The following is a 22098-nucleotide window of genomic DNA, read 5'->3' as shown; positions in this document are numbered from 1 at the left end:
TGCCTGATCTGGCAAGACGGTCTCGGGAACTTTTCGTCTGTTCCCTCACTAAAGCGTTAATCAATCCCCTGATCCTGATGTTGCACTCTCTGTTTCATTGTACAATGGGGGAAAGGGAGGGGATGGAATTGAAAGCGCATACAAATACAGCGGCGGAAAAGGTCATTGCCTATACTGGAACGGAGCTTCATACGAAGGGGTGGCTGCAGGAGGCGGCATTGAGAATGCTCATGAACAACCTCCATCCGGATGTGGCGGAGCACCCGGACCGGCTGGTCGTCTACGGGGGAATCGGCAAGGCGGCACGTAACTGGGAAGCGTTCGATGCGATTGTCGCAGCGCTGAAGCGGCTGGAAAATGATGAGACACTCCTCATCCAGTCCGGTAAGCCGGTGGCCGTGTTCCGCACACACCGGGAAGCGCCGCGCGTGCTGATCGCCAATTCGAATCTGGTTCCGGCATACGCTGACTGGGAAACGTTCCATGAACTCGACCGCAGGGGGCTCATGATGTACGGGCAGATGACTGCCGGAAGCTGGATCTATATCGGCTCCCAGGGCATCGTGCAGGGAACGTATGAGACATTTGCGGAGCTTGCCCGCCAGCATTTCGGCGGCTCCCTCAAAGGCACGATCACACTGACCGCGGGACTTGGCGGCATGGGCGGCGCCCAGCCGATGGCAGTCACGATGGCAGGCGGGGTCTGCATTGCGGTTGAAGTGGATGAAAGCAGGATCGACAAGCGAATCCGGACCCGATATCTGGACACCAAGACCAACTCAGCAGATGAGGCCATCCGTCTGGCGGTGGAGGCGAAGAAAGAAGGGAAGGCACTTTCCATCGGCCTGCTCGGAAATGCTTCCGATATCCTTCCGGCACTGCTTGAACGCGGGTTCATCCCGGATGTGCTGACCGACCAGACATCGGCACATGACCCGATGAATGGCTATGTTCCGTCCGGCATGGATGCAAAAGAAGCAGAGGCACTCCGTATGTCCGATCCAGACCGGGTCGTTAAATTGGCGAAGTCCTCTATGGCCCGGCATGTCCGTGCCATGATCGGCATGATGGACAGGGGAGCGGTGACGTTCGACTACGGCAACAACATCCGGCAGGTGGCAAAAGACGAAGGCGTCGGGAGGGCATTTGACTTTCCGGGTTTCGTTCCCGCCTATATCCGCCCGCAGTTCTGCGAGGGAAGGGGCCCGTTCCGCTGGGTGGCGCTGTCGGGCGATCCGGACGATATCCGGAAAACGGATGAAGTGATCCTCCGGGAGTTCAGCGACAACACGGATCTGTGCAACTGGATCCGCATGGCCCGAGAGAAGATCGAGTTCCAGGGCCTCCCTGCCCGCATCTGCTGGCTCGGTTACGGGGAGCGTGCCAGATTCGGGAAAATCATCAACGATATGGTCGCATCCGGCGAGCTGAAAGCACCTATCGTGATTGGCCGTGACCACCTGGACTCCGGCTCTGTCGCCTCGCCGAACCGCGAGACGGAAGCGATGAAGGACGGTTCCGACGCGGTGTCCGACTGGCCGATCCTGAATGCGCTCATCAATGCCGTCGGCGGGGCGACCTGGGTATCCGTCCACCATGGCGGCGGCGTCGGCATGGGGTACTCCCAGCATGCCGGGATGGTGATTGTCGCTGACGGCACGAAGGAAGCGGAAGCCCGCCTGGAGCGGGTGCTGACGACTGATCCGGGGATGGGCATCGCCCGTCACGCGGATGCGGGGTACGATCTGGCCATCCGGACTGCGAGGGTAAAGGGCGTCGATATCCCGATGTCCGGAAAGGAGGATCCGTCATGAGAAGACCCCTGTGGATCAAACACGCCGCTCAGCTGGTGACCGTCGGCGGCAGCAAGGGGCCGAGAACAGGCGCGGACATGTCTGAACTCGGCCTGATCGAGGACGGAAGCGTCTGGATTGAAGATGGGGAAATCAAAGCGGTCGGAACGACCTCCGAGCTGGAGGCACGATTCGGGGAATGGGAAGAGGAAGCGGATGTTTACGAGGCGACCGGCCGGCTTGTAACACCGGGTCTCATCGACCCCCACACCCATTTCGTTTACGGAGGAAGCAGGGAGAAGGAATTTGAGATGCGCCTTGAGGGCGCTTCCTATATGGACATCATGAATGCCGGCGGCGGAATCCATGCGACCACCCGTATGACAAGGGAAGCGACGGAAGAAGAGCTGTACCGCCAGGCAGAGCTCAGGCTGAATTCGTTTCTCCGACACGGGGTGACGACGGTCGAGGGAAAGAGCGGCTACGGAATGGAGCTCGAGACCGAGCTCAAGCAGCTTGGTGTCATGAAACAGCTGAACGAACAGCATCCGGTCGACGTCGTATCGACTTTCATGGGTGCTCATGCCGTCCCGCAGGAATTCAAGGGCAGGGAAGATGAATTTGTCGGCCTGATCATCGATGAAATGATTCCTGCCGTGGCGGCGGAAAAGCTGGCTGTCTTTAATGACGTCTTCTGTGAAGTCGGTGTCTATACACCTGAGCAATCCCGGCGTATCCTGGAAGCAGGGAAGAGGCATGGACTGAAGCCGAAGATTCATGCAGATGAAATTGAACCTTACGGAGGGGCGGAGTTGGCCGCAGAAGTCGGAGCCATTTCCGCGGAGCATCTGCTCAAGGCGTCCGACAAAGGAATCCGGCGGATGGCGGAAGCAGGAGTGATCGCCTGCCTGCTCCCGGCGACCGCGCTCTATCTGAGGGAAGAAGCCGCGCGGGGCAGGGAGATGATTGACGCGGGCGTCCCTGTCACCATCTCGACCGACTGCAACCCCGGCTCCTCCCCGACGACCTCGATGCCGCTGGTCATGAACCTGGCGTGCATCGCCATGCGGATGACGCCTGCAGAAGCACTTGTCGCTGCCACCATCAATGCCGCATGTGCCATTGGAGTGCAGGACAAAGCCGGTTCGATCGAGCCCGGCAAACAGGCCGACTTAGTCATATGGAATGTGAGGAACTATCAGGAACTTCAATATCTGTTTGGCGTCAACCATGTCCATGCCGTCTGGAAAAAAGGCCGAAAAGTCGTCTGACCAGCCGGGAAGCCTCCCGGTTTTTTTTTGGGCAATAACAAAAAGCAGAAAGCGTTCCGGTCAGCAGATGCTGCTTTTCCGGTGCCGTCTGCTTGGTCATTCAGGCCGGACACAACAGTTTCTTTTCCTGTTCAAAAGTGCGCCGCATAATTTCTTTCTCCAGAAGCATGATGAAGCATTGATTAAGCCCGTGTGCAATCGCCGTGAGATAGGTGTCAATAAGCTGATCGTCTGTTAGTCTGTCCAACTTGTTCACCTCCGGTGGATGATCACAGTCTGTGGATGCGGGGCGCATTTCCCACATTCTCAATGTATCAAAGAAGTAATTCGGGAACAACTGTTCCGTTATCCACAAAAACCGGTGGATAACCTGTTGATAGTGTGTGTGAATGACGGCTCATTCCGCATTCGGCAGTGTGGATGATGTGCATAGACTTATCCACAGGTTCTGGATAAGTCGGATTTTGTCGAAAAGTTTTCTGCATTTCACTTCATCTTTCTGCTTGCGGGTACATAGAATGGCAGGTTCATCTGAATGGCCCGAACCGGTATAATGGAATGGCAATCATTAACTAGGAGCGAATGGAGTGAATGATCATGGAACAGTTCCTGAACAGCCGTCAGGAAGAAATGCTCGGTTTGCTCGAGCAGCTTGTCAATATTGACTCCGGCTCGCGAAACAAAGCGGGAATCGACAAGGTCGGAAGCATCTTGAAAGAAGCGTATATCAACCTCGGATTTGACGTCCAGACCGTTTCACAGGAGATCCAGGGCGACCACCTCATCATCCGGCACAACGATGCGTCGGCTCCCGAAATCCTGATCGTTGCACATATGGATACGGTCTTCCGCGACGGAACGGCAAGAGAGCGGCCGTTTTCAGTAAGAGATGGCCGCGCATACGGGCCTGGTGTCATCGATATGAAGGCAAGCCTCGTCTCGCTGATTTACGCTGTGCAGGCCATTAAAGAGAGCGGCAGACCCGGCCTGGATAATATCGAAATTCTCCTTACGAGCGATGAGGAGATCGGTTCGATCACGAGCCGCCCGATGATTGAAGCACATACAGAAGGAAAGAAGGCCGCGCTCATCATGGAGCCCGCCCGCAAGGATGGGTCGCACGTCAGTGCCCGCAAAGGCGGAGGAGACTACACGATCCGTGTACACGGCGTTGCCGCACATTCGGGCATCGAACCGGAAAAAGGGCGGAGTGCAACGGAAGAGCTTGCCCACAAGATCATCAAACTTCATGCGCTGACAGATTACACTGAAGGAATCACCGTCAATGTAGGCATTATCCAGGGGGGAGATGCTGTGAATGTCGTCACGCCGGAAGCCGTCGGCTATGTGGATATCCGCACGACGAAGCTTTCCCAGGCGGAGCCGCTTGATCGTAAAATCCGAGATATCTGTGCGGTGCCGGACGTGGAAGGGACGAGCATCACTGTCGAAGGTGCCATAGACCGGCCACCGATGGAGCGCACTGAAGGGACAGCCCGGCTAATCGAAATCATCAGGGAAATCGGTGCTGAAATCGGGATTGAAGTGACCGACACCGCAACAGGCGGCGGCGGAGATGCATCATACACCTCCGCCGCGGGGATTCCGACCATCGACGGGATGGGTCCCGTCGGCGGAAATGCCCACCGGGAAGACGAGTACATGGAGCTGGACTCGTTCATCCCGCGTTGCCGCCTGCTTGCCGAAACCATTGTCCGTCTGTCGGAGAAACCATAATCGGCATCAATAAAAGGACCGTACATCCGGGAAAATCCGGATGTGCGGTCCTTGATTCATTCTTCAGCGGCGCTTCGTCATACGGCCGAGCAGGAAAGCTCCTGCGGCAAGGGCGATGACGCCATTGGTCTTTGGTGTGAATACCTGCTTTGCGACGAGGTTCAGGTTCTGCGGGCGCTCAGCCAGACGGCGCATGAAGTAGCCGTACCAGTCCTTGCCGAACGGAACATATGTCGTGAAATTGTAACCTTCAGATGCAAGTTCATGCTGCATGTCGCGGCGGAACCCGTAAAGCATCTGGAACTCGAACTTATCCCGCGGAATGTCATTTTCTGTTGCAAATCTCTTCACATGCTCGATGACGTGATGATCATGCGTCGCAATCGATGTGAATTTTCCGTGGAGAAGATGGTACTCGATCAGTTTGATGAAGTTGCGGTCAATTTCTTCCTTCTCTGTATAGGCGACATCCGCCGGCTCCTTATAAGCCCCTTTTACAATTCGGAGGCGATAGTCTTTATGGTTCCGGATATCATCCTCTGCACGGTGGAAATATGCCTGGATGACGGTACCGACATTGTTGTAGTCCTTTGAGAGCTCGTCCAGAATGTCGAACGATGGCTGGAGACGGGCATAGTCTTCCATGTCGATGTTGACGAACATGTCATAGTTTGCGGCCGCCCGGACAATCTCACGCAGGTTTGAGAGAGCGAAGTCATAGTCGATGTCCAATCCGAGCTGTGAGGCTTTAAGGGAGATATGAGCATCGACTCCTGCCTCATGAATGGCTTCAACGACGCCCAGGATCTGATTTTTGGCAGCGGTCGCTTCTTCGCGGTCGTGGACGAATTCCCCAAGATTATCTACTGTGGCGGAGATACCACTTTTATTTAATTCTTTTATTGTCTCAATGGCTTCATGGATATCCGTACCGGCAACGACGCTTTGCGCGCCGAGCTGAAGGCCGTATTTCTGTGCGGCAGCGTTAAGAAACTGATTTTGGGAAAGACCGATAAAGAATTCTTTAAGCATATCAACGGCTCCTTGCCATAAATAATAGATTCGATTCGACATAATTATACCATTAGTTTGCCTTGTATGGGCTTTCAGAACAAATATTTTTTGCCCCATTATAAAAAACTCCCCTTATGAGGGGAGTGGATTGAAAGTATTTTTTGCGCCAGTCGAACTTGAACTCAGTGCAGGCCGTGGGCAACCATGGCATCGGCAACCTTTTTGAAACCTGCGATGTTTGCTCCGACCATCAGGTTGTTCTCATATCCATATTGTTCTGCCGTCTCGACACAGTTTTTATGGATATCAATCATGACTCGGTGGAGTTTTTCATTTACTTCATCTTCAGTCCAGGAATAGCGCATGCTGTTCTGCGACATTTCCATCGCAGATACCGCGACGCCTCCGGCATTGGCAGCCTTGGCAGGTCCGTAGAAGATGCCGTTCTCCAGGAACAGGTCAATCGCTTCCTGGTCGCATGGCATGTTCGCGCCTTCAGCGATTGCAATCAGCCCGTTCTCGATCAGCTTGGCTGCAGATGCTTCATCAAGTTCGTTCTGTGTGGCACATGGCAGTGCAATCTCGCAAGGAATGGACCAGATATCCCCGCAGCCCTCTGTATAGGTGGCATCCGGGTGGAACAGGATGTAGTCCTTGATTCGGCGGCGTTCAACTTCCTTCAGCTGCTTGACCGTTTCAAGGTTGATGCCGGCCGGATCATGAATATAGCCGTTTGAGTCACTGCAGGCAATGACCTTGGCGCCATACTCAATGGCCTTCTCCATGGCGTAGATCGAAACATTACCAGAGCCTGATACGACCGTCGTTTTATTTTTAAGGTCCAGGCCGTGATGTTTCAGCATCTCATCGGTAAAGTAGACGAGGCCATAGCCGGTTGCTTCTTTCCGGCCGAGGCTGCCGCCGCTTTCCGGGTCTTTGCCTGTAAAGACACCCGCTTCGTAGGCGTTCTTCAGTCGCTTGTAATGGCCGAACATATAGCCGATTTCACGCTTGCCGACCCCGATGTCTCCTGCAGGAACGTCCGTATCCGGGCCGACATGCTTGCTCAGCTCGGTGATGAAGCTCTGGCAGAAGCGCATGATTTCACGGTCCGTTTTTCCTTTCGGGTCAAAATCGGAACCGCCTTTGCCACCGCCGATCGGAAGGCCTGTCAGCGCGTTCTTGAAAATCTGCTCAAAGCCCAGGAATTTGATGATGCTGTCGTTGACGGAAGGGTGGAAACGCAACCCGCCTTTGTAAGGTCCGAGTGTACTGTTGTACTGGACACGGTACCCTCGGTTCACATGGACCTTCCCGTTGTCGTCTTCCCACGTCACCCGGAATGAAATGATCCGTTCGGGTTCCACAATCCGTTCCAGAATACCATCCCGTATATATTCCGGATGCTGGGCGAAAACGGGGCGGAGGGAGTCGAAAATCTCGCGGACCGCCTGGAGGAATTCCTTTTGTCCAGGATTGCGGCGTTTGACGAGTTCGAAGACCTGATGGACATAATCATTTGCGTTGCGCCGTGCCTCTTCCTTAACGTCTCTGACCATCTGCATGTTGCATCATTCCTTTCCTGGAACCGAAAAAAGGAACCGACAGGGATTCCTTGTTCCTTTCCGTCTATGTTTTCTCAGAAAAAAACTATGAGTCTGATTTCATAATTATACACAGACAGTTAATCGTTTTCAATACCGAATTTTCGGATTATGCCATTAAATAGAAATTGTTCAAACAATATTCACATTCTTGGCGCCTAATCTTTTTGCTCATTCAGGATGCGCATAGTAAGACTTTTGACGTCGACGGCCGTTTTCTCATTGACGACGTCTTCCAGAATGACATTCCGGAAGTAGGCCACACTCTTTTTCAGCGGCATCTCGAGGATCTTGGTGAGTGCAATCTCGTACATCTGAGTAAAATCGGGTTCCGTGTTGCCTCGCTTAAGTTCAGCGTAAGCCTCATAGAACTGGTCCAGCTTATCGGCGAGTTCCAAAAGCCGCCCTTCCAGTGTCCCATCCTTGCCTTCTTTCATGCGGTGGAAGAAGACGGCCTGGAATTCTTCAGGTATCTCCCGGTGAATGAATTTCTCCATCATCTTTTCTTCGACCGTGGCAAGCATCTGCTTAAGTTCCGGGGAGGAATGCTTGACGGGCGTCTTGATGTCTCCTATAAAGACTTCTGCGAAATCATGGTTGATGGTTTTCTCATAAAGTGACTTCCAGTCGACGTCCGCACCGCCCATCTCTTCGAGTGTGCCGAAAAACATGGCATACTGCGCGACTTTCCATGAATGAGCAGCCACGTTGTGCTCTTCGAATTTGAATTTGCCCGGTGCGCGGATGATTCTCTCCAGGTCGTTCATACTGGTAAAAAACTTATGGATGCCCACGCTGCTTCCTCCTTTCTGCGTTTTCGGTTTCCTTCAGTTTATTCTTTCCGTTTTCCGGCATTTAAAAACGCCGCCCGGTCCGGACGGCGTTTTTAAATGTTTATTTGTCCGTTGCGTCTTGCGCGACGAGGACGAGGCGTCCTTCGTCCAATACTTTCTCGTATTCATCGGCTTCCTGCTGGGAAAGCCCGACGCCCTCAAATTCGGAGCGGAGCTCGTCGCCCCGTTTTGCGACCAGGTTCTTCATGCCCTTGAAAAAGCCGGTGTCGCTCATGCCAGCCGTTTCGATATCAAGTGCTTCGGCGATGTCTTTCTCACGATCATCATAATGTGCAAACAGGTAAATCTGATCTTTGTCATACCCTTGTGTGACGAGTTTGTCGATTTCCTCGCGTGCCTGCACGCCATTTTCCACTGTAAGTACTTTTGCCATTCTGAATCCCTCCTGATTATCATTCAATCATTCATGGTTATGTTTACCCTCACCACATGAGCCTAAACAGCCGACTCCTTTTCCAGCATGGCATTGATCTGCTTCCTGAGCCTGCCGAGGATCCGTTCCCGGCGCTTTTTGATGCCGGGAACGGAGATTCCCGCCAGCCTTGCGCATTCGGTATAAGGCAACCGCTGTGCAAAAAGCCGTATCAGCAGGAGACGGTCAGCTTCCGGCAGGCGGGTAAAGGCCTGCCGCAGCATTGGAAGCCGATCGTCCGTAAATTCAGCATCCGCGTCGCATGCCTGCCTGCCGGATAGGATTTCAAGGATATCGGGGCCGACGGCGGAAGCGGCTTCTGTATGACGGCTTTCTCTTTTTAGTTCATCCAGCATTGCACCGCGGATCGTCCGGTATGCAAACGGTGCGAAATGCCCGCGTTGGCTGTCGTACCTTTCACAAGCCTGACAGAGCGCGAGGCGTGCCGCCTGCCTGAAGTTGTCGTGATCACGACGGATATTCAATTGGCGGAGCATGGCGGAAATCATGGGTTCATATTGCTGCAGGAGGTTTTCGGTATTCTGGTTCGACATCATGAGTCGGCCTTTCAGGCCGTGCACGGCGCAACGTTTTCCCGGGTATGTTCAGCCTACTGAATCGGAGAAATCCGGTCGAACGGGCTTATTTGAATGTCAAATGCTCAAAATCCAATTTTGCGTTCTTCAAATTTGAATCTTGCGGCACACGAACATGGAAATGGGGCGTTCTTATATGGAAAAAGACCCATTTAAGGGTTTTGCCTGCTGCTCAAAATTGAAATTCGCAAGTCCCGCCAAACGGAAACGATTAGCAGAGCGGCAGACGGGTAAATGAAAAACATAAGGAAAATGGAAGAAAGGACGGATCAGATGGATATTCAAGTACAATCGTTTTTCCTGAAAGAGGACGGACAGATTCCGAATAACCCGACGCTTCCGGTCATTTTCTACCAGAACGCATTTGACGGTGAGGACGGGGGGCGGAGCCCAGAAGAAATCGAGGCAGCCTTCAACAGCCATGGATGGACAAACAGCTGGACGGGAGATGTTTATGACTATCTCCATTATCACTCCAATACACATGAAGTCCTTGGTGTGAGGCGGGGTACCGGAACGGTCCTGGTCGGAGGGGATTCCGGCCAGCGCATCGACGTCAAGCCGGGAGATGTGATTCTGCTTCCTGCAGGAACGGGCCATATGAAAATCGAATCCACCGATGATTTTGAAGTTGTCGGTGCCTATCCTGACGGAGCGGAGCCGAATATGATGCAGCGCGATCCGGCAAAGGCAGCCCAGGCAAAGAATACAATCAGCAATGCCGGCGTCCCAGATCAGGACCCGGTCTACGGATTGGACGAGCAAAGTCCGATGCGACATAAATGGATCAAATAAATAATCGTATACCAGGCTTCCGCAACCTGCGGAAGCTTTTTTTACGGATTGCAAGGATGAAGAGAAAACGAAAAAGCCGTATAATAGTAGAAAAGCAATATTGAAGGGGGGAGAGCATCATGGAACAGCGGGACAAGCAATCGGCTGGCCCATACCCGGATTGGCCGGAGGCGGGCGGCTGGCTGGCGCGGCGAAAAAGACGGGCGGAGCTCCTGGATTACTATTATCCGAAAGGACATTATGCAAAAGAGGCGCGCCGGGAAATGGCAGCTGTTCTGGCGGAATTCGAGGAGAAGTTCAGGCGCTGGTATCCGGCCCTGCCTGACAACGGCTACTCAACCCTTCATCAGGTCAAGCCCCGGCGCCATAGCCGCGGGGAGGATGTCCGTGAAGCAGTCAAGCTATACCGGGCGAAGAATGTCGGTTATGGTAAGCTCAGCCGGATCCATGATGCGCTCGACCTGTATTACCTGATGGAAGCGCAGTCCGCTTTTTATAAACAGGAGATCGACAAGGCGGCCCAGGCACAGAAGTGGATAGGGGAAGATCACTTCAGTGAATTCTTCCCCGAGGTTGCTGAATGCATGCAGGAGCGCATGAGGGGAATGGTACGCAGCGGGTTTGATACACTGCTTAAACTCCAGGAGCGTCAGAGCCAGGCCGAACAGACTGTACAGCGTCTGGTAGAGGGGAAAGGGGCGCTCTGGGCGCGTGCAGCTGAACTTGCCAGCGATATCCTCATGTACCCTGTGAGACAGATGGGTAAGAGGAAATGAGAACATTGACTAAATTGGGTGAGCATGTCTGAATAAATGATGAAAAACAGGCTTCCGAAATATCGGGAAGCCTGTCCTAATTATTTATAGATCCGGTCAATCAACTTTCTGCTCGAGCATCCGTCGGAATATTTGTTCCAAGCCGCGTTAAAATCATCGATCCGACTGTAATCGATAGCGGGATCATTAATATGACTGATGACATCGTGTGTGGTTGCGGCAACGGGACCCGGGAAGAAATCACCTGATACTGCCCATATCCCTGTTTTTTTCGAATACTCTTCCAGGTCATAAAGATAGAAAACCATCTTACGGCGCAAAAGAGCATACTCGAACGGAAGTGAGGAATAGTCGGTCACGAGGATGTCAGCTGCGGCGAGCAGTTCGTTTACCTTAGGGTATGATCCGGCGTCAATCAACCGCGGATGTTCAGGCAACTTGGAATTCTCCATTACCGCAGGGTGAAGCCTGACCATCACAACGAATTCCTCGTCTATACTGTTTAGCAGCTCCCTGAAATCCAGGGCAAGATTCTGTTGGCTAAGTTGATCTTTCCTGAAAGTCGGGGCATAAAGAACGATTTTCTTCCCGCGTGCTGCCGGATATTCAAGCAGAACGTTCTCCACTCCCTTGGCTACCGCGGCTAAGTCGAAATAAAAGTCTGTCATCGGCACTCCGGTTGGAAGAAAGTGTCCGGCATCAATTTTAAATGATTCGATAAAAATTGATTTCATCTTTTCTGAGCCGACGGGAATCCAAGAAAAACGGTTGTACACAGCCTGGAAGCGTTCTTGGGATCTTCGGCTTCTTTTTGATGTCTCAGGATCTGTCCAGCCAAAGCGCTTAATGGCACCTGCTGCATGCCATAACTGGACCGGCTCAACTTCTTTTCGAAAGCGTAGTCCGGAAAAGACTCCGACATAATTGTCTATGAAGACATACCTGGCTGTAGCCAAATGGTATATGGATATGATCATATCCCGTATATTGGCGGTTTCAAAAGTGTAGACTTTCTTCCTGGCTGGAGTGGTATCCGCAAAATCGATCCGACACCGTGAATCATTTAAAAAGATGACCGGCTGATTATCTTCTTTCCCAAGTTCATTCGCCAGATGCCAGGCATTATTTCCGAAAGAAGAAAGGAAGACTGTTTTCTTTTGTAAGGGGAATGCCTTGAAGGCTGTGAAAATAAAGGCAAACAACCGCACATAAAGGGATATTAAAACATCTTTCATTGTGCTTTGTCTTTTAGATCCTCTTTGATTTTAGATGATGAAATTCCCTCTGTGCGGGGAAGATAAATGACTTCGCATTGTTCCGCGAGCTCATCGAATTTTCCTTCCCAGTCGGAGCCCATAACGAAAATATCGATATTATGATCACGAATATCCTCGACTTTCTGACCCCAATGGGATTCAGGGATCACTTCATCGACATAGCGGATGGCCTCAAGGATCATTTTTCGCTCTTCAAAGGGATAGTATGCTTTTTTGCCTTTGATGGCATTGAATTCATCTGTGGAAACTCCCACGATCAGATAATCGCCGTATTCCTTGGCCCTGCGCAGGATATTAATGTGACCATGGTGGATGAGGTCGAACGTACCGTATGTTATTACTCGTTTCATAGTATGACATCTCCTCAATGTGGGTCAGGGTCATACCCCTGATAATAATAAAATGTCGAATCGTATGTTATTATATACAACATGTTCCCAAAAAAATAGTGATGTACTTGAAGGGTGCTCGTATGAGAGAGCTTCATAAAGAGGGCCAATCAATTTCAGAGGGTGATAAGAGCCATGTCCGTAATTCAGAAGTTAAAGAAGAGTTCTCTTCCGAAGCGGATCTTCCGCATCGCTTTCAGGCTGATCGGCCTTTTACCGAGAAAAAAGCGTACAGTGTTCTTTGAGAGTTTCCATGCAAGGCAATATAGCGACAGCCCCCGGGCGATTTATGAATATATGCTTGAGCATCATCCTGAATATGAACTGGTTTGGAGTATCGATAAGCGTGCAGAGCAACTTTTTAAGACGCATGGCGTTCCATATGTGAAGCGGTTCACTCCAAGGTGGTTCATTGAATTTCCTAGGGCAAAATATTGGGTGAACAATGTCCGTCTGCCCGGCTGGATGCCAAAGCCGCCGGGCACAATTTATGTTCAGACTTGGCATGGGACTCCGCTCAAGAAATTGGGCCTCGATATTGAGATGGTTCATATGCCCGGGACTGACACTGACAGGTACCGCAAGAACTTCCTCAGCGAATCTTCAAAATGGGACTTTCTCGTTTCCCCTAACCCTTACTCGACGAAGATATTCAAGCGGGCTTTCGGGTATAAGGGGAATGTCATCGAATCCGGCTACCCACGCAACGATCTCCTGACCAACTTTACGGAATCGGAAGTCCGGACTGTGAGGGAGACGCTCGGTATCCCTGAAGGGAAAAAAGTGATGCTGTACGCGCCGACCTGGAGGGATCATGAGTTTTATGAAAAAGGGAAGTACAAATTCGAGTTCCAATTTGATCTGGAACAGTGGAGAGAACAGTTTTCCGAGGAGTGGGTCCTTCTAACAAGGATGCATTACCTCATTGCGGAGAACTTCGATTTCTCCGGATACGACGGGGCCGTCATTGATGTATCCGGCTATCCGGATATCCGGGATCTTTATATCGTCTCAGACATGCTGATTACGGATTATTCTTCTGTGTTTTTCGATTTCTCCGTCCTTAACAGGCCGATTGTTTTTTATATGTACGATTTGGATCAGTATCGGGACCAGTTAAGGGGCTTTTATTTCCCAATTGAGAATGAAGCCCCAGGCCCAATCGTCCGCACGGAAGAGGAACTTTTCGATGTGATCCGGAATGCAGGGCAGTTGCAGCCGGAGAACAGTGAAGTGTACCGGAAATTCCGTCAAACGTTCACGTCACTAGAGGATGGCCATGCAACGGAGCGGGTAGTCGGCACTTTCCTCGGTAAGTGACATTAATCATGTAGGAGCAACCACTATGAAATCTGCGATAACAGTTTTAAATGAACAGATACGCAATTTTGTCCTGGCGCGGCGGCTCTCCCTTTACGAATTCAGGAGTGCCGCCACCGGCAGTTATCTGGGGGCAGCCTGGGAGGTCATCAATCCGGCGATCCAAATCATGATTTACTGGTTCGTGTTCGGATTCGGGATACGCCAGCGGGAACCGATCGGCGATATTCCGTACTTCCAATGGATGTTTTCTGGAATTCTCGTCTGGTTCTTCATTAACCAGGGGATTATGAGAGGGACCAAATCTGTATACTCCAAAATCAAGATGCTTTCGAAAATGAACTTCCCGATGAGCGTCATCCCGAGCTATGTGATTCTGGCTCAGTTCTATCCGCATCTGATTTTGTTGGGCCTGGGGATGCTGGTGCTGCAATTCACAGGGTATCCGATTTCTGTGTATTACTTGCAATTACCGCTCTATACGGCCATTTTACTCGTCCTGCTATTAGGCATGACATTGATCACATCGACACTTGCGACGATTGTCCGTGATGTCCAGATGCTTCTCCAATCGATTATGAGAATGTTGCTGTATCTGTCCCCGATTCTTTGGCCGCCGACACTGCTGCCGGAGTCTTGGCAGACAGCAGTTAAGATCAACCCGTTCTATTACATTGTTGAAGGGTACCGGTATTCACTTTTGGGTGAGGGATGGTATTTCCTTGAGAACCCGGTCTATACGGCATACATGGTTGGTGTGGTGCTTGTTCTTTTCCTGATCGGTTCTGCTCTTCATGTGAAATTCCGAAGCCAGTTTATTGACTTCCTGTGAGGAAAGTTGGGAAAGCGATGTCTAAAGCAGTAATTGTTAAAGATGTAAGAAAACGCTATAAATTGTATAAGAAAAGCTCCGAACGCATCCTTGACCTGGTTATGCCATGGAAGGAGTATGGAGAGGACTTCTATGCATTGAATGGAGTTTCTCTGGAAGTGAATCACGGGGAGATTGTCGGATTCATCGGTATCAACGGCTCCGGCAAGTCGACTCTTTCCAATATCATAGCGGGAATCATTCCTCCAACTTCCGGTGAAGTGATTGCAAACGGCAGTATCTCTCTTATTGCGGTCAATGCAGGCCTTGATAATAATCTTACCGGGCGTCAGAATATCGAACTGAAATTGCTTATGCTGGGATTCAGCAAAGCCGAAATTGATGCCATGGAAGAGGAAATTATCGAATTTGCGGAGATTGAAAAATTCATTGACCAGCCGGTGAAATCCTATTCAAGCGGAATGAAATCGCGCCTTGGCTTTTCCATTTCAGTCCGTGTCGATCCCGATATTCTGATTGTCGACGAAGCATTGTCTGTTGGAGATAAGGCATTCGCGGAAAAGAGTCTCGCAAAAATGATGGAGTTTAAGGAACGTGGAAAGACCATGTTCTTTGTCAGCCACTCGGCCGGACAGATGCGCAAATTTTGTGACCGGATTGTCTGGCTGGAGTTCGGAACGATCCGGGAAAACGGAGAAACAGAAGAAGTCCTGAAGCATTATGATGAGTTCATGAAGGACTATCAAAAAATGTCCAAAAAAGAACGTAACCGGTACAGGGAAACCGTGCTGGGCAAGCGTATGAAGTCGAGCGGAAAGCCGGAGACCGCAGCGCATTGACCTGGATCTAGGAGAAAGCAATTAAATACAAAAAGCAGTGGCTATGGTTTGCCGAAGGCGACCAAAGCCACTGCTTTTTTGTTTGATTACAAACAACTCATTGTTCTTTCTGCTTTTCATGGAATTCATCTTGGGCATCTTGGATCACTTGCTGAAGCTTATTTTCCGGTACGCCCCGCAGATAATAGGCAACGGCGGCTTTGCCGATTGCGTAGGTGCCACCGCTCGCAATGGTGGCGCTCAAAGCGGAGCCGGCGCCCGGGAACACCAGATTCGCGAACTTGGTGCCCTGTTGGGCGACCATCCGCAAGGTGAAGCCGGTCGCCCCGATGCCGCCGAGGGAAATCAACAGGTCTCTCGCTGTCTTGAACTCCAGCTCCCTTCCTGACAAATAGGCGATGATCATCACGAGCATGGATTGTAGGGTGAGGAGGACGGCGATATCCGAAGCGATGATCGGACTAAGGGCGACGGTTGCACTCAGAGCTGAGAATATCCGGATAAAACGCTCAGCGATCCTGTTCGCCACGCGGTTTAGCCGTACAGTCAGTCCAAGATGGATGGCTGCCCGGACATCCAGGCTTTCCTCCAAAAAATCAAGCAGCTCCTCGATTCCTTTGCGCCCGTCAAAGGCCATATCCGGATCATATTGTTCGCCCCCCGGTGTATCGTCTGGATGGCGATCCCATTCGATGTAGGAGGAGACGGGGAGAATCGCTGTCGCGTCCAGGCCGTATTGTTTGAAAATGCGATCCAGTTGTCCGGCTTTTTCCTCGATCAGGCCCAATTTATCTTCCGGGTACCGGTCCGGCTCCTTAATGCGGGACGGGTTTAGTTCATCGATATGGGTGAGGATCGCGATCAGTGGAAGGTCACCGCCTGTCCTGTCCATTAACTGCTTGGTAGCGAGGACATCCTTGTCGATATGCGCTCGCTCCGTCGCTTTCTGGAGAAAGAGGAGCGCATCCGGCCGGAATTCGCGGATCACCTCGGCAAGCTCTTCCTCCGCTTTTGTATCAAATGTTTCCGACTCACCGATGCCGCGCGTGTCGATCACCTCAAAGTAAACTTGGCCATCCGATTCATAGGTGAACCGCCGGGCTTCTTTCGTGCCGATCTCCACGTCACTCACTTCTGCAAGGTATTTTCCGCTTATCGCATTGATGAGGCTGCTTTTACCGACGCCTGTCCGCCCGACCAGAACAAAGCGGGGCGGACGGGGATTTTTGAGTCCTTCAAGGAGGGCGTTCAGATCTTCGTCATCGGTGATGGCATCGACGAGTTTCCGCCGCTGCTTTTGCGATATCAGGTTTCCCGGGACCTTGTCCACCAGCTGTTCTATGTAATTATTCAGATTCCCGATATGGCTCAGGCGTTTCTGCATTTCCTCGAACTTGGGATTCAATTTTCTCGCTCCTTTCTTGTTGGGGAGGCACTTTTATATTCTATACCCCGGGACAACCGGTTGAGACATACGGAACATTCAAAAAGCCCTTCCGGCAGTTGCCGGAGGGGCTGGAAGCACTTCCTTACATTGTGACGTCTTGCGGAGGCTGTCCTTTTTTGTTCATGACGCGCATCGCATCGGGCCGGACTTTCAAGATGACGAGATCCGGGTCATCCGGACCTTCAAAATAAGTTTCCATTGAGTCGTTCCACACCTTGTCAATCAGGCCTTCGTCATCCGTGATTTCGGCGGTACCCATGATCTCCAGGTAGTCATCGCCAAAGCCCTCGCCGTCATAGCCGATCAAGATATGGGTGTGGGGATTGTCCTCGAGTTCGTCGACTTTATCGGTCTGTTTAGAGGTGGCCGTATACAGGGTGAAGCCGTCATTGAAAAATGTCATGTAGCGTGTAAACGGCTTGCCGCCCTGGACGGTCGCCATCGTGCCGACCATGCTTTCATCCAGTATTTTTTGTGCAGTTGCTTTTGTATCCATCCCGATCCCTCCCGTGTTGGAATTTCCCTTTTTACTATTCCCTTGAGGAATCCAAATAAACGGTCAGGAAGGACGGGGAGAGCGAATCACTTTTTCCGGTCTTCGTAGAACACTTTGAAATTCGGGTCCGGTATGCCTACGCCGAGTTCGCGGGCCTTGTAGTCCCGGAGAAGTTCAAAGAACCGCTTGCTCAGGAATAGCAGGACGACCAGGTTGATGAATGTCGGGATGGCGGTTGTGATGTCGGCGAAGTACCAGACATATTTGCCCGGCAGCTCATAATAGACCGCGTAAATGACCAGCAACAGTCCCGGAAGAGGATAGACGAGCTGGAAAAACTTCAGCACCTTTCCTTTCAGAGACGCCTGCTCCGGCTTTCCGAAAACCTGGCGCAGCAGAATCTCATAATAGGTGTACCAGCCGGTCGTGGTCGTCAGCCCAAACAGGAAAACGGAGATTGTGATGACGTAGCGGCCCATTTCACCAATTCCCTCTTCAAATGCTGCAAGGGTAAGCGAGGCGCCGTCCAGGCCGCTCGACCACATTCCGGTAATGATGATGGTGAGTGCAGTAACTGAACAGATGACAATGGTGTCAATGAAGACTTCGGCCGCGCCCCACATGCCCTGCTTGACCGGATGGTCGGTTTTGGCAGTGGAGTGGATCATCGGGGACGTTCCCCAGCCGGCTTCATTGGAGTAGACCGCTCGGGCAACTCCCATCTGGATCACCTGTGCCACGGCCGCCCCGGTGAATCCGCCGGCAGCAGCCATTCCGGTGAATGCACTGTCAAAGATCAGCCTGAATACAGGAAGGATGTCACCTGCATTCGAAAAAATGATATAGAGTCCGGCCACCAAGTAGAACAGGCACATCGCCGGAATGAGTTTAGATGCCGTTTCCCCGATCCGCTTGATCCCGCCAAGGATGATCAGGTAGATACCGACCACGTAGATGATGGAAGAGGGGATCAGGCCGAATCCGAACGATGAATCAATCGCTTCCGCGACCGTGTAGTTCTGAAGCGTGATGAAGAAAGTCGAGAAGATCCCGAAGCCGAAGAGAAATGCGGGAATCCACCAGAACTTGAAGTTCTTTTCTTCGCCGAGGCCTTTTTGCATATAGTAGGTCGGTCCGCCGTACGGATCTCCTTTTTCATCGGTGCTCCGGTAGTGGACGGCGAGTGTAACCTCGACCATTTTGGTCATCATGCTGAAGAGCGCTGTGAGCCACATCCAGAACACTGCTCCGGGCCCGCCGACCGCTATCGCCGTCGCAACGCCTCCTATGTTTCCGACACCCACGCTGCCACCGATTGCGGTGCTGACAGCCTGGAACGGTGTCAGAATGCCTTTTTCCGATTTGGCACGCTCACGATCCTCTTTAGAAAAGACTTTGCCGAATGTTGCCTTGAAGATATGCGGAAGGTGAAAGAGCTGGAAGACCTTGCTTCCGATCGTGAAATAAAGTGCTACAAATAGGACGGTTAATATAAGCGGCAAACCCCAAAGCCACCCAACAATCTTTTCTAATATGAGATCCAATGACTTCCCCCCTACGTTTTTTTTAGCTCATCAGTCCATATCGATTTGGTACCTCGACCAATCCATATTCAAGACCCAGAACTATAATAGATTAGAGATAATAATAGCTTTTTTCGTCGATATACACAATGTATTCTGAACAATTCGTATATATAACATAAACTAGAATTTACATGAACTATTAGATTGCTTATTTAGGGGAGGGCTTTGTTCCTAATTTACGATACTCCTTCTTTTGCATTCCCATTTTGGGAAATCCGCAAAGTGCTGGAAAGTACAGGATTTGTTGCAGATGATATTGCATTTGGTATTTCTTTGTATATGGGGGAGGAGGGAGCTGAGCCTGACAAGTCAATAATGGACGAACTGAAAACGTCCCTGACAAAGCTGGAAGGGATTCCGGCAGGTACTTACGCTTTGCACCTCAACGACAATTTCATTGATAAACGGAGAGCTTCTGGAAGCAAAGCAAATACGTTAAAAAACATCGGACCAAATGAAATCATCAAGGAATAAGGCAGTGGGTGGAGGTGAAAACGGTTGGAGAAGATGGGAAGGAAAGAGCCCGCTCATTCAGATTGATATTGTAGTGGTTAAAGCCGGCTGATGTCGGTTTTTTATTTTTGGTTTCTTAATATGAATCCAAGATAAAGTAGGGAGGATCGGAAAGTGAAAATGAATCGTAAGTCACTCATTGATTAAAAGAATAAAGTTGTTTAAGGCTATTTTTTTAGGGTTGTAGGGTATATAGATCTATGAAATATAGTGGTCTTGTCGAAAAAAAGAGGTTTTTAATACCTTGAAAGTAGTGCAAAGGGATGCTTAAGTCCTGTTTTCGGGGGACGTGACTTTGAATCTTTTTTGACAGTTTCCCCGTAGAAATGGTATTCAATAGAAAGAAAGATTTAAAGAATGACAGGGAATCCCTATGAGATGTGACGGATTGCCCATGATGACCCGGAAATACCTGCGGTGGAGTGGCGGCGACGCCAAATCACCAGATAGCAGTTATTTTAAATACAGCAAATTAAAAGGAGATGGATGAAATGTCAGGTATCATTCGCGTAACCCCTGCTGAACTGGAAGCTATGTCGAATCGCTACAATAACGAATCCGGAGAAATGGCTGCACAGATTGGCCGCCTCGACGGTATGATTTCGGAACTTACTTCCGTATGGGAAGGGGCTTCCAGCCGTGCATTCGCTGAACAGTATGAGCGTCTAAAGCCGCACTTCAACGATATGCGTGACCTTCTTTCGGAAATCGGTGTCCAACTGAACCGCACTGGCCAAGCCCTCCGCGATGCGGACGAACAGATTGCGGGCCAAATCCGCAGCTGATCAGCTGTACGTTGAATATTTTGGAGCGCCTTTCAACTCACCGGAAGGCGCTCTTCCTTCATTAAAATGGGGTGAATGCATGTATATCGAAATTACTGTAGATCTGACCAATTATGATGGAGGCGTCTTCGACCTCCGGCTGTCGGATTATCACACAATGAAAAAAGTGGCGGAAATCGCCCGTCAGGCCAAAGGCGTATCCAAATACCAGCGAGAAGGGCATTGGGTAAGGATTGTTAATAAAAATCGGGTCGTCCCTGGTCATTTGACAATGTCGAAATGCGGAATCCAGACCGGAGACCGTCTGGAAATCCTATAATTTTTTGTGCAACCCATCATACATAGACAGTTTGAACTTAGTAAAGGGGCAGACCGAAATGGCGACTGATAAACAACCGCTTTCCTATATGGAAAAACTGTTGGATGCTGACATCCAACATGGAAACCATCAAAGTTCGTTCGTTTTCCAGACGGAACGGATCGGGATGAACAATGAAGCAGAAATCTCATTCCTTGCCGCCGCTGATCCGGTCATCCGGAAAGAGATCGACCTGAGCGGTGACGAACTGAAGATCACCGCTATTTTCCCGGAGCGCTTTAACCGCTTTGGCGTGCTTCTCGGAGAGGACGAGAAGACAAGATGGATGTTTGCCGGAAAGCTTGTCGACTTGGCAGAACAATGTAGCAATGGCCGGTTGCAACCGGTAGTGTGTCCGGAGAATATCGTCTTTGACAGCAGTATGACTCCGCGCTTTCTTCATCTTGGTGTGACGGACAGCCTGCCGCCGGAATCTCCGGATCAGATGAGGGTGTGGCAGGAAACAAAGGCCGTGATTGCTGTTGCGGTGGATGGGACACGGAAGTATGAAGATTATCTTCATCACCACGACACTCTCGATCTAAAACCGCAGGCTGCAGCTGTCATGTCTGCAGCGGATCCGGATGCACTCAGGATTTTTATTGACAAGGCGATTGAAGATGTAAACAGACGGGAGATGGAGAATGTCCGGATTCCGAATAAAAAGTGGAAAACCGCAAAGGTCTTGGGGATTGTTTCCGGTGTACTCCTCATCCCCTCTCTTGCTTTCACTTTATATACATTTATTTATGAAAAACCGAAGACGGCAGCCATCAACGCAGCTCATCAAGCGTATCTGTCGATGAATTACAGTAATACCGTGACAGAGCTATCCGATTACAAACCGGACAGCCTGCCTTACGTCTCACTCTATGAGTTGGCAGACTCCTACGTCATCAATGAAAGGCTGACCGAAGAACAGAAGGAGAATATCCGGTCTAATATTACGCTGAAGACAGATGAGAACTACCTGAAGTACTGGGTCCTGATCGGTCGGAACGAGGCGGAAGAAGCAGTAGACATAGCGCGCGCGATGGAAGATCCTGTTCTCTTGGCATACGGCCTTGCCATTCGTCAGGAGGAAATCCGGGCGGATAAGGAACTTAGCGGGCAGGAAAAGCAGGAGCAGATTTCAGAAATCAACAAGGAACTCGAAGAAATCCAGAAGGCTATGGAAGAAATCAAACAGACAACCGGGGAAGAGATGACCACGGACATGGAAGAATCGGAAAAGCCAGCCACTGAAAACGCAGGCCCTGAAAATTCCGGGCAACCGAAGGAAGAGGTGGAGTCGGACAAGACAGATGAAAAAGCAGAAGCAAAAAAATCCGATAAAAAGCCAACTGAAGGACCGGACGATGAATCCGGGGAAAAAAGCGGTTCTTAAACCGTCTGTAGAAAGAA

General features: G+C 50.8%; 23 protein-coding genes. 12 read left to right on the top strand and 11 right to left on the bottom strand.

The features are described 5' to 3' along the window. Positions 1–128 precede the first annotated feature (128 nt). The gene (gene hutU, locus DZC51_RS01680; RefSeq protein WP_232524041.1) at positions 129–1814 is read left to right on the top strand and encodes a urocanate hydratase; all 1686 of its coding nucleotides are present in this window, start codon (positions 129–131) and stop codon (positions 1812–1814) included. Then, positions 1811–3064, top strand: a complete 1254-nt coding sequence (gene hutI / locus DZC51_RS01675; RefSeq protein WP_157293635.1) for an imidazolonepropionase — start codon at positions 1811–1813, stop codon at positions 3062–3064. The genes hutU and hutI overlap by 4 nt, the downstream gene beginning before the upstream one ends. A 100-nt stretch (positions 3065–3164) precedes the next feature. Here the strand turns inward: hutI and sda are convergent, their stop codons facing one another. Continuing rightward, positions 3165–3311, bottom strand: a complete 147-nt coding sequence (sda, locus tag DZC51_RS01670; protein ID WP_157293634.1) for a sporulation histidine kinase inhibitor Sda — start codon at positions 3309–3311, stop codon at positions 3165–3167. Positions 3312–3661: 350 nt separating this feature from the next. Between sda and DZC51_RS01665 the strand changes: the two genes are divergently transcribed. Continuing rightward, the gene (locus tag DZC51_RS01665; RefSeq protein ID WP_157293633.1) at positions 3662–4801 is read left to right on the top strand and encodes a M20 family metallopeptidase; all 1140 of its coding nucleotides are present in this window, start codon (positions 3662–3664) and stop codon (positions 4799–4801) included. A 63-nt stretch (positions 4802–4864) separates the two neighbouring features. Here DZC51_RS01665 and DZC51_RS01660 read toward each other — a convergent pair whose 3' ends face one another. The 5 genes from DZC51_RS01660 to DZC51_RS01640 all read right to left on the bottom strand — a co-directional run bounded on the left by DZC51_RS01660 (position 4865) and on the right by DZC51_RS01640 (position 9239). Then, positions 4865–5833: a proline dehydrogenase family protein gene (locus tag DZC51_RS01660; protein WP_157293632.1), complete on the bottom strand. Its 969-nt coding sequence runs from the start codon at positions 5831–5833 to the stop codon at positions 4865–4867. A 164-nt stretch (positions 5834–5997) separates the two neighbouring features. Continuing rightward, on the bottom strand, positions 5998–7380 hold the full coding sequence (gdhA, locus tag DZC51_RS01655) for an NADP-specific glutamate dehydrogenase (protein WP_157293631.1): 1383 nt from the start codon (positions 7378–7380) through the stop codon (positions 5998–6000). A gap of 197 nt (positions 7381–7577) precedes the next feature. After that, the gene (locus DZC51_RS01650) at positions 7578–8213 is read right to left on the bottom strand and encodes a YfbR-like 5'-deoxynucleotidase (RefSeq protein ID WP_157293630.1); all 636 of its coding nucleotides are present in this window, start codon (positions 8211–8213) and stop codon (positions 7578–7580) included. A gap of 100 nt (positions 8214–8313) precedes the next feature. After that, a complete protein-coding gene (locus DZC51_RS01645; protein ID WP_157293629.1) occupies positions 8314–8646 on the bottom strand; it encodes a YflT domain-containing protein in 333 nt (110 codons plus the stop codon). A 62-nt stretch (positions 8647–8708) separates the two neighbouring features. Continuing rightward, positions 8709–9239: a sigma-70 family RNA polymerase sigma factor gene (locus tag DZC51_RS01640; protein ID WP_157293628.1), complete on the bottom strand. Its 531-nt coding sequence runs from the start codon at positions 9237–9239 to the stop codon at positions 8709–8711. Between the two features lie 315 nt (positions 9240–9554). Here DZC51_RS01640 and DZC51_RS01635 point away from each other — a divergent pair, with 315 nt between their 5' ends. After that, a complete protein-coding gene (locus DZC51_RS01635) occupies positions 9555–10076 on the top strand; it encodes a cupin domain-containing protein (protein ID WP_157293627.1) in 522 nt (173 codons plus the stop codon). A 119-nt stretch (positions 10077–10195) separates the two neighbouring features. Next, a complete protein-coding gene (locus DZC51_RS01630; RefSeq protein ID WP_157293626.1) occupies positions 10196–10852 on the top strand; it encodes a hypothetical protein in 657 nt (218 codons plus the stop codon). A gap of 80 nt (positions 10853–10932) precedes the next feature. Here the strand turns inward: DZC51_RS01630 and DZC51_RS01625 are convergent, their stop codons facing one another. Next, the gene (locus tag DZC51_RS01625; protein WP_157293625.1) at positions 10933–12087 is read right to left on the bottom strand and encodes a CDP-glycerol glycerophosphotransferase family protein; all 1155 of its coding nucleotides are present in this window, start codon (positions 12085–12087) and stop codon (positions 10933–10935) included. Continuing rightward, positions 12084–12479 carry a glycerol-3-phosphate cytidylyltransferase gene (gene tagD / locus DZC51_RS01620; protein ID WP_157293624.1) on the bottom strand — a complete coding sequence of 132 codons (396 nt, stop codon included), beginning with the start codon at positions 12477–12479 and terminating at the stop codon, positions 12084–12086. Before tagD ends, DZC51_RS01625 begins: the two co-directional genes overlap by 4 nt. 174 nt (positions 12480–12653) lie before the next feature. Between tagD and DZC51_RS01615 the strand changes: the two genes are divergently transcribed. From DZC51_RS01615 to tagH, 3 genes are read left to right on the top strand one after another with little or no spacing between them, the layout of a single operon-like run. Continuing rightward, complete coding sequence (locus tag DZC51_RS01615; RefSeq protein WP_157293623.1) at positions 12654–13838, top strand: CDP-glycerol glycerophosphotransferase family protein; 1185 nt, start codon at positions 12654–12656, stop codon at positions 13836–13838. Between the two features lie 25 nt (positions 13839–13863). Beyond that, on the top strand, positions 13864–14670 hold the full coding sequence (locus DZC51_RS01610; RefSeq protein WP_157293622.1) for an ABC transporter permease: 807 nt from the start codon (positions 13864–13866) through the stop codon (positions 14668–14670). A 17-nt stretch (positions 14671–14687) separates the two neighbouring features. Continuing rightward, on the top strand, positions 14688–15509 hold the full coding sequence (gene tagH, locus DZC51_RS01605) for a teichoic acids export ABC transporter ATP-binding subunit TagH (protein WP_157293621.1): 822 nt from the start codon (positions 14688–14690) through the stop codon (positions 15507–15509). A 97-nt stretch (positions 15510–15606) separates the two neighbouring features. Here tagH and DZC51_RS01600 read toward each other — a convergent pair whose 3' ends face one another. The 3 genes from DZC51_RS01600 to DZC51_RS01590 form a co-directional block, all read right to left on the bottom strand. After that, a complete protein-coding gene (locus DZC51_RS01600) occupies positions 15607–16914 on the bottom strand; it encodes a GTPase (RefSeq protein WP_157293620.1) in 1308 nt (435 codons plus the stop codon). A gap of 124 nt (positions 16915–17038) precedes the next feature. Next, on the bottom strand, positions 17039–17452 hold the full coding sequence (locus tag DZC51_RS01595; RefSeq protein WP_157293619.1) for a pyridoxamine 5'-phosphate oxidase family protein: 414 nt from the start codon (positions 17450–17452) through the stop codon (positions 17039–17041). Between the two features lie 86 nt (positions 17453–17538). Further along, entirely contained in the window at positions 17539–18996 is a 1458-nt protein-coding gene (locus DZC51_RS01590; RefSeq protein WP_157293618.1) for an alanine/glycine:cation symporter family protein, read from the bottom strand. 207 nt (positions 18997–19203) lie between these two features. On the opposite strand from DZC51_RS01590, the gene DZC51_RS01585 reads away from it, so the two are divergent. From DZC51_RS01585 to essB, 4 genes are all read left to right on the top strand, one after another. Beyond that, a complete protein-coding gene (locus tag DZC51_RS01585) occupies positions 19204–19512 on the top strand; it encodes a hypothetical protein (protein ID WP_157293617.1) in 309 nt (102 codons plus the stop codon). 530 nt (positions 19513–20042) lie between these two features. Continuing rightward, positions 20043–20336, top strand: coding sequence for a WXG100 family type VII secretion target (locus DZC51_RS01580; protein WP_157293616.1), 294 nt, complete (start codon positions 20043–20045; stop codon positions 20334–20336). Positions 20337–20415: 79 nt separating this feature from the next. Then, positions 20416–20655: an ESX secretion system protein YukD gene (yukD, locus tag DZC51_RS01575; RefSeq protein ID WP_157293615.1), complete on the top strand. Its 240-nt coding sequence runs from the start codon at positions 20416–20418 to the stop codon at positions 20653–20655. 58 nt (positions 20656–20713) lie between these two features. Beyond that, positions 20714–22081 carry a type VII secretion protein EssB gene (gene essB, locus DZC51_RS01570; RefSeq protein ID WP_157293614.1) on the top strand — a complete coding sequence of 456 codons (1368 nt, stop codon included), beginning with the start codon at positions 20714–20716 and terminating at the stop codon, positions 22079–22081. Positions 22082–22098 lie beyond the last annotated feature (17 nt).

The organism is Bhargavaea sp. CC-171006 (assembly GCF_009761675.1).
GTDB lineage: Bacteria > Bacillota > Bacilli > Bacillales_A > Planococcaceae > Bhargavaea > Bhargavaea changchunensis.
The sequence above is the reverse complement of the archived record's forward strand: the minus strand, read 5'-3'. Positions and strand labels throughout refer to the sequence as shown.

Bases quoted from the DNA above. Each gene is read 5' to 3' on its own strand.
- hutI (WP_157293635.1), top strand. From the start codon at position 1,811: ATGAGAAGACCCCTGTGGATCAAACACGCCGCTCAGCTGGTGACCGTC.
- DZC51_RS01665 (WP_157293633.1), top strand. From the start codon at position 3,662: ATGGAACAGTTCCTGAACAGCCGTCAGGAAGAAATGCTCGGTTTGCTC.
- DZC51_RS01660 (WP_157293632.1), bottom strand. From the start codon at position 5,833: ATGCTTAAAGAATTCTTTATCGGTCTTTCCCAAAATCAGTTTCTTAAC.
- gdhA (WP_157293631.1), bottom strand. From the start codon at position 7,380: ATGCAGATGGTCAGAGACGTTAAGGAAGAGGCACGGCGCAACGCAAAT.
- DZC51_RS01645 (WP_157293629.1), bottom strand. From the start codon at position 8,646: ATGGCAAAAGTACTTACAGTGGAAAATGGCGTGCAGGCACGCGAGGAA.
- DZC51_RS01640 (WP_157293628.1), bottom strand. From the start codon at position 9,239: ATGTCGAACCAGAATACCGAAAACCTCCTGCAGCAATATGAACCCATG.
- DZC51_RS01635 (WP_157293627.1), top strand. From the start codon at position 9,555: ATGGATATTCAAGTACAATCGTTTTTCCTGAAAGAGGACGGACAGATT.
- DZC51_RS01630 (WP_157293626.1), top strand. From the start codon at position 10,196: ATGGAACAGCGGGACAAGCAATCGGCTGGCCCATACCCGGATTGGCCG.
- DZC51_RS01625 (WP_157293625.1), bottom strand. From the start codon at position 12,087: ATGAAAGATGTTTTAATATCCCTTTATGTGCGGTTGTTTGCCTTTATT.
- tagD (WP_157293624.1), bottom strand. From the start codon at position 12,479: ATGAAACGAGTAATAACATACGGTACGTTCGACCTCATCCACCATGGT.
- DZC51_RS01615 (WP_157293623.1), top strand. From the start codon at position 12,654: ATGTCCGTAATTCAGAAGTTAAAGAAGAGTTCTCTTCCGAAGCGGATC.
- DZC51_RS01610 (WP_157293622.1), top strand. From the start codon at position 13,864: ATGAAATCTGCGATAACAGTTTTAAATGAACAGATACGCAATTTTGTC.
- tagH (WP_157293621.1), top strand. From the start codon at position 14,688: ATGTCTAAAGCAGTAATTGTTAAAGATGTAAGAAAACGCTATAAATTG.
- DZC51_RS01595 (WP_157293619.1), bottom strand. From the start codon at position 17,452: ATGGATACAAAAGCAACTGCACAAAAAATACTGGATGAAAGCATGGTC.
- DZC51_RS01580 (WP_157293616.1), top strand. From the start codon at position 20,043: ATGTCAGGTATCATTCGCGTAACCCCTGCTGAACTGGAAGCTATGTCG.
- yukD (WP_157293615.1), top strand. From the start codon at position 20,416: ATGTATATCGAAATTACTGTAGATCTGACCAATTATGATGGAGGCGTC.
- essB (WP_157293614.1), top strand. From the start codon at position 20,714: ATGGCGACTGATAAACAACCGCTTTCCTATATGGAAAAACTGTTGGAT.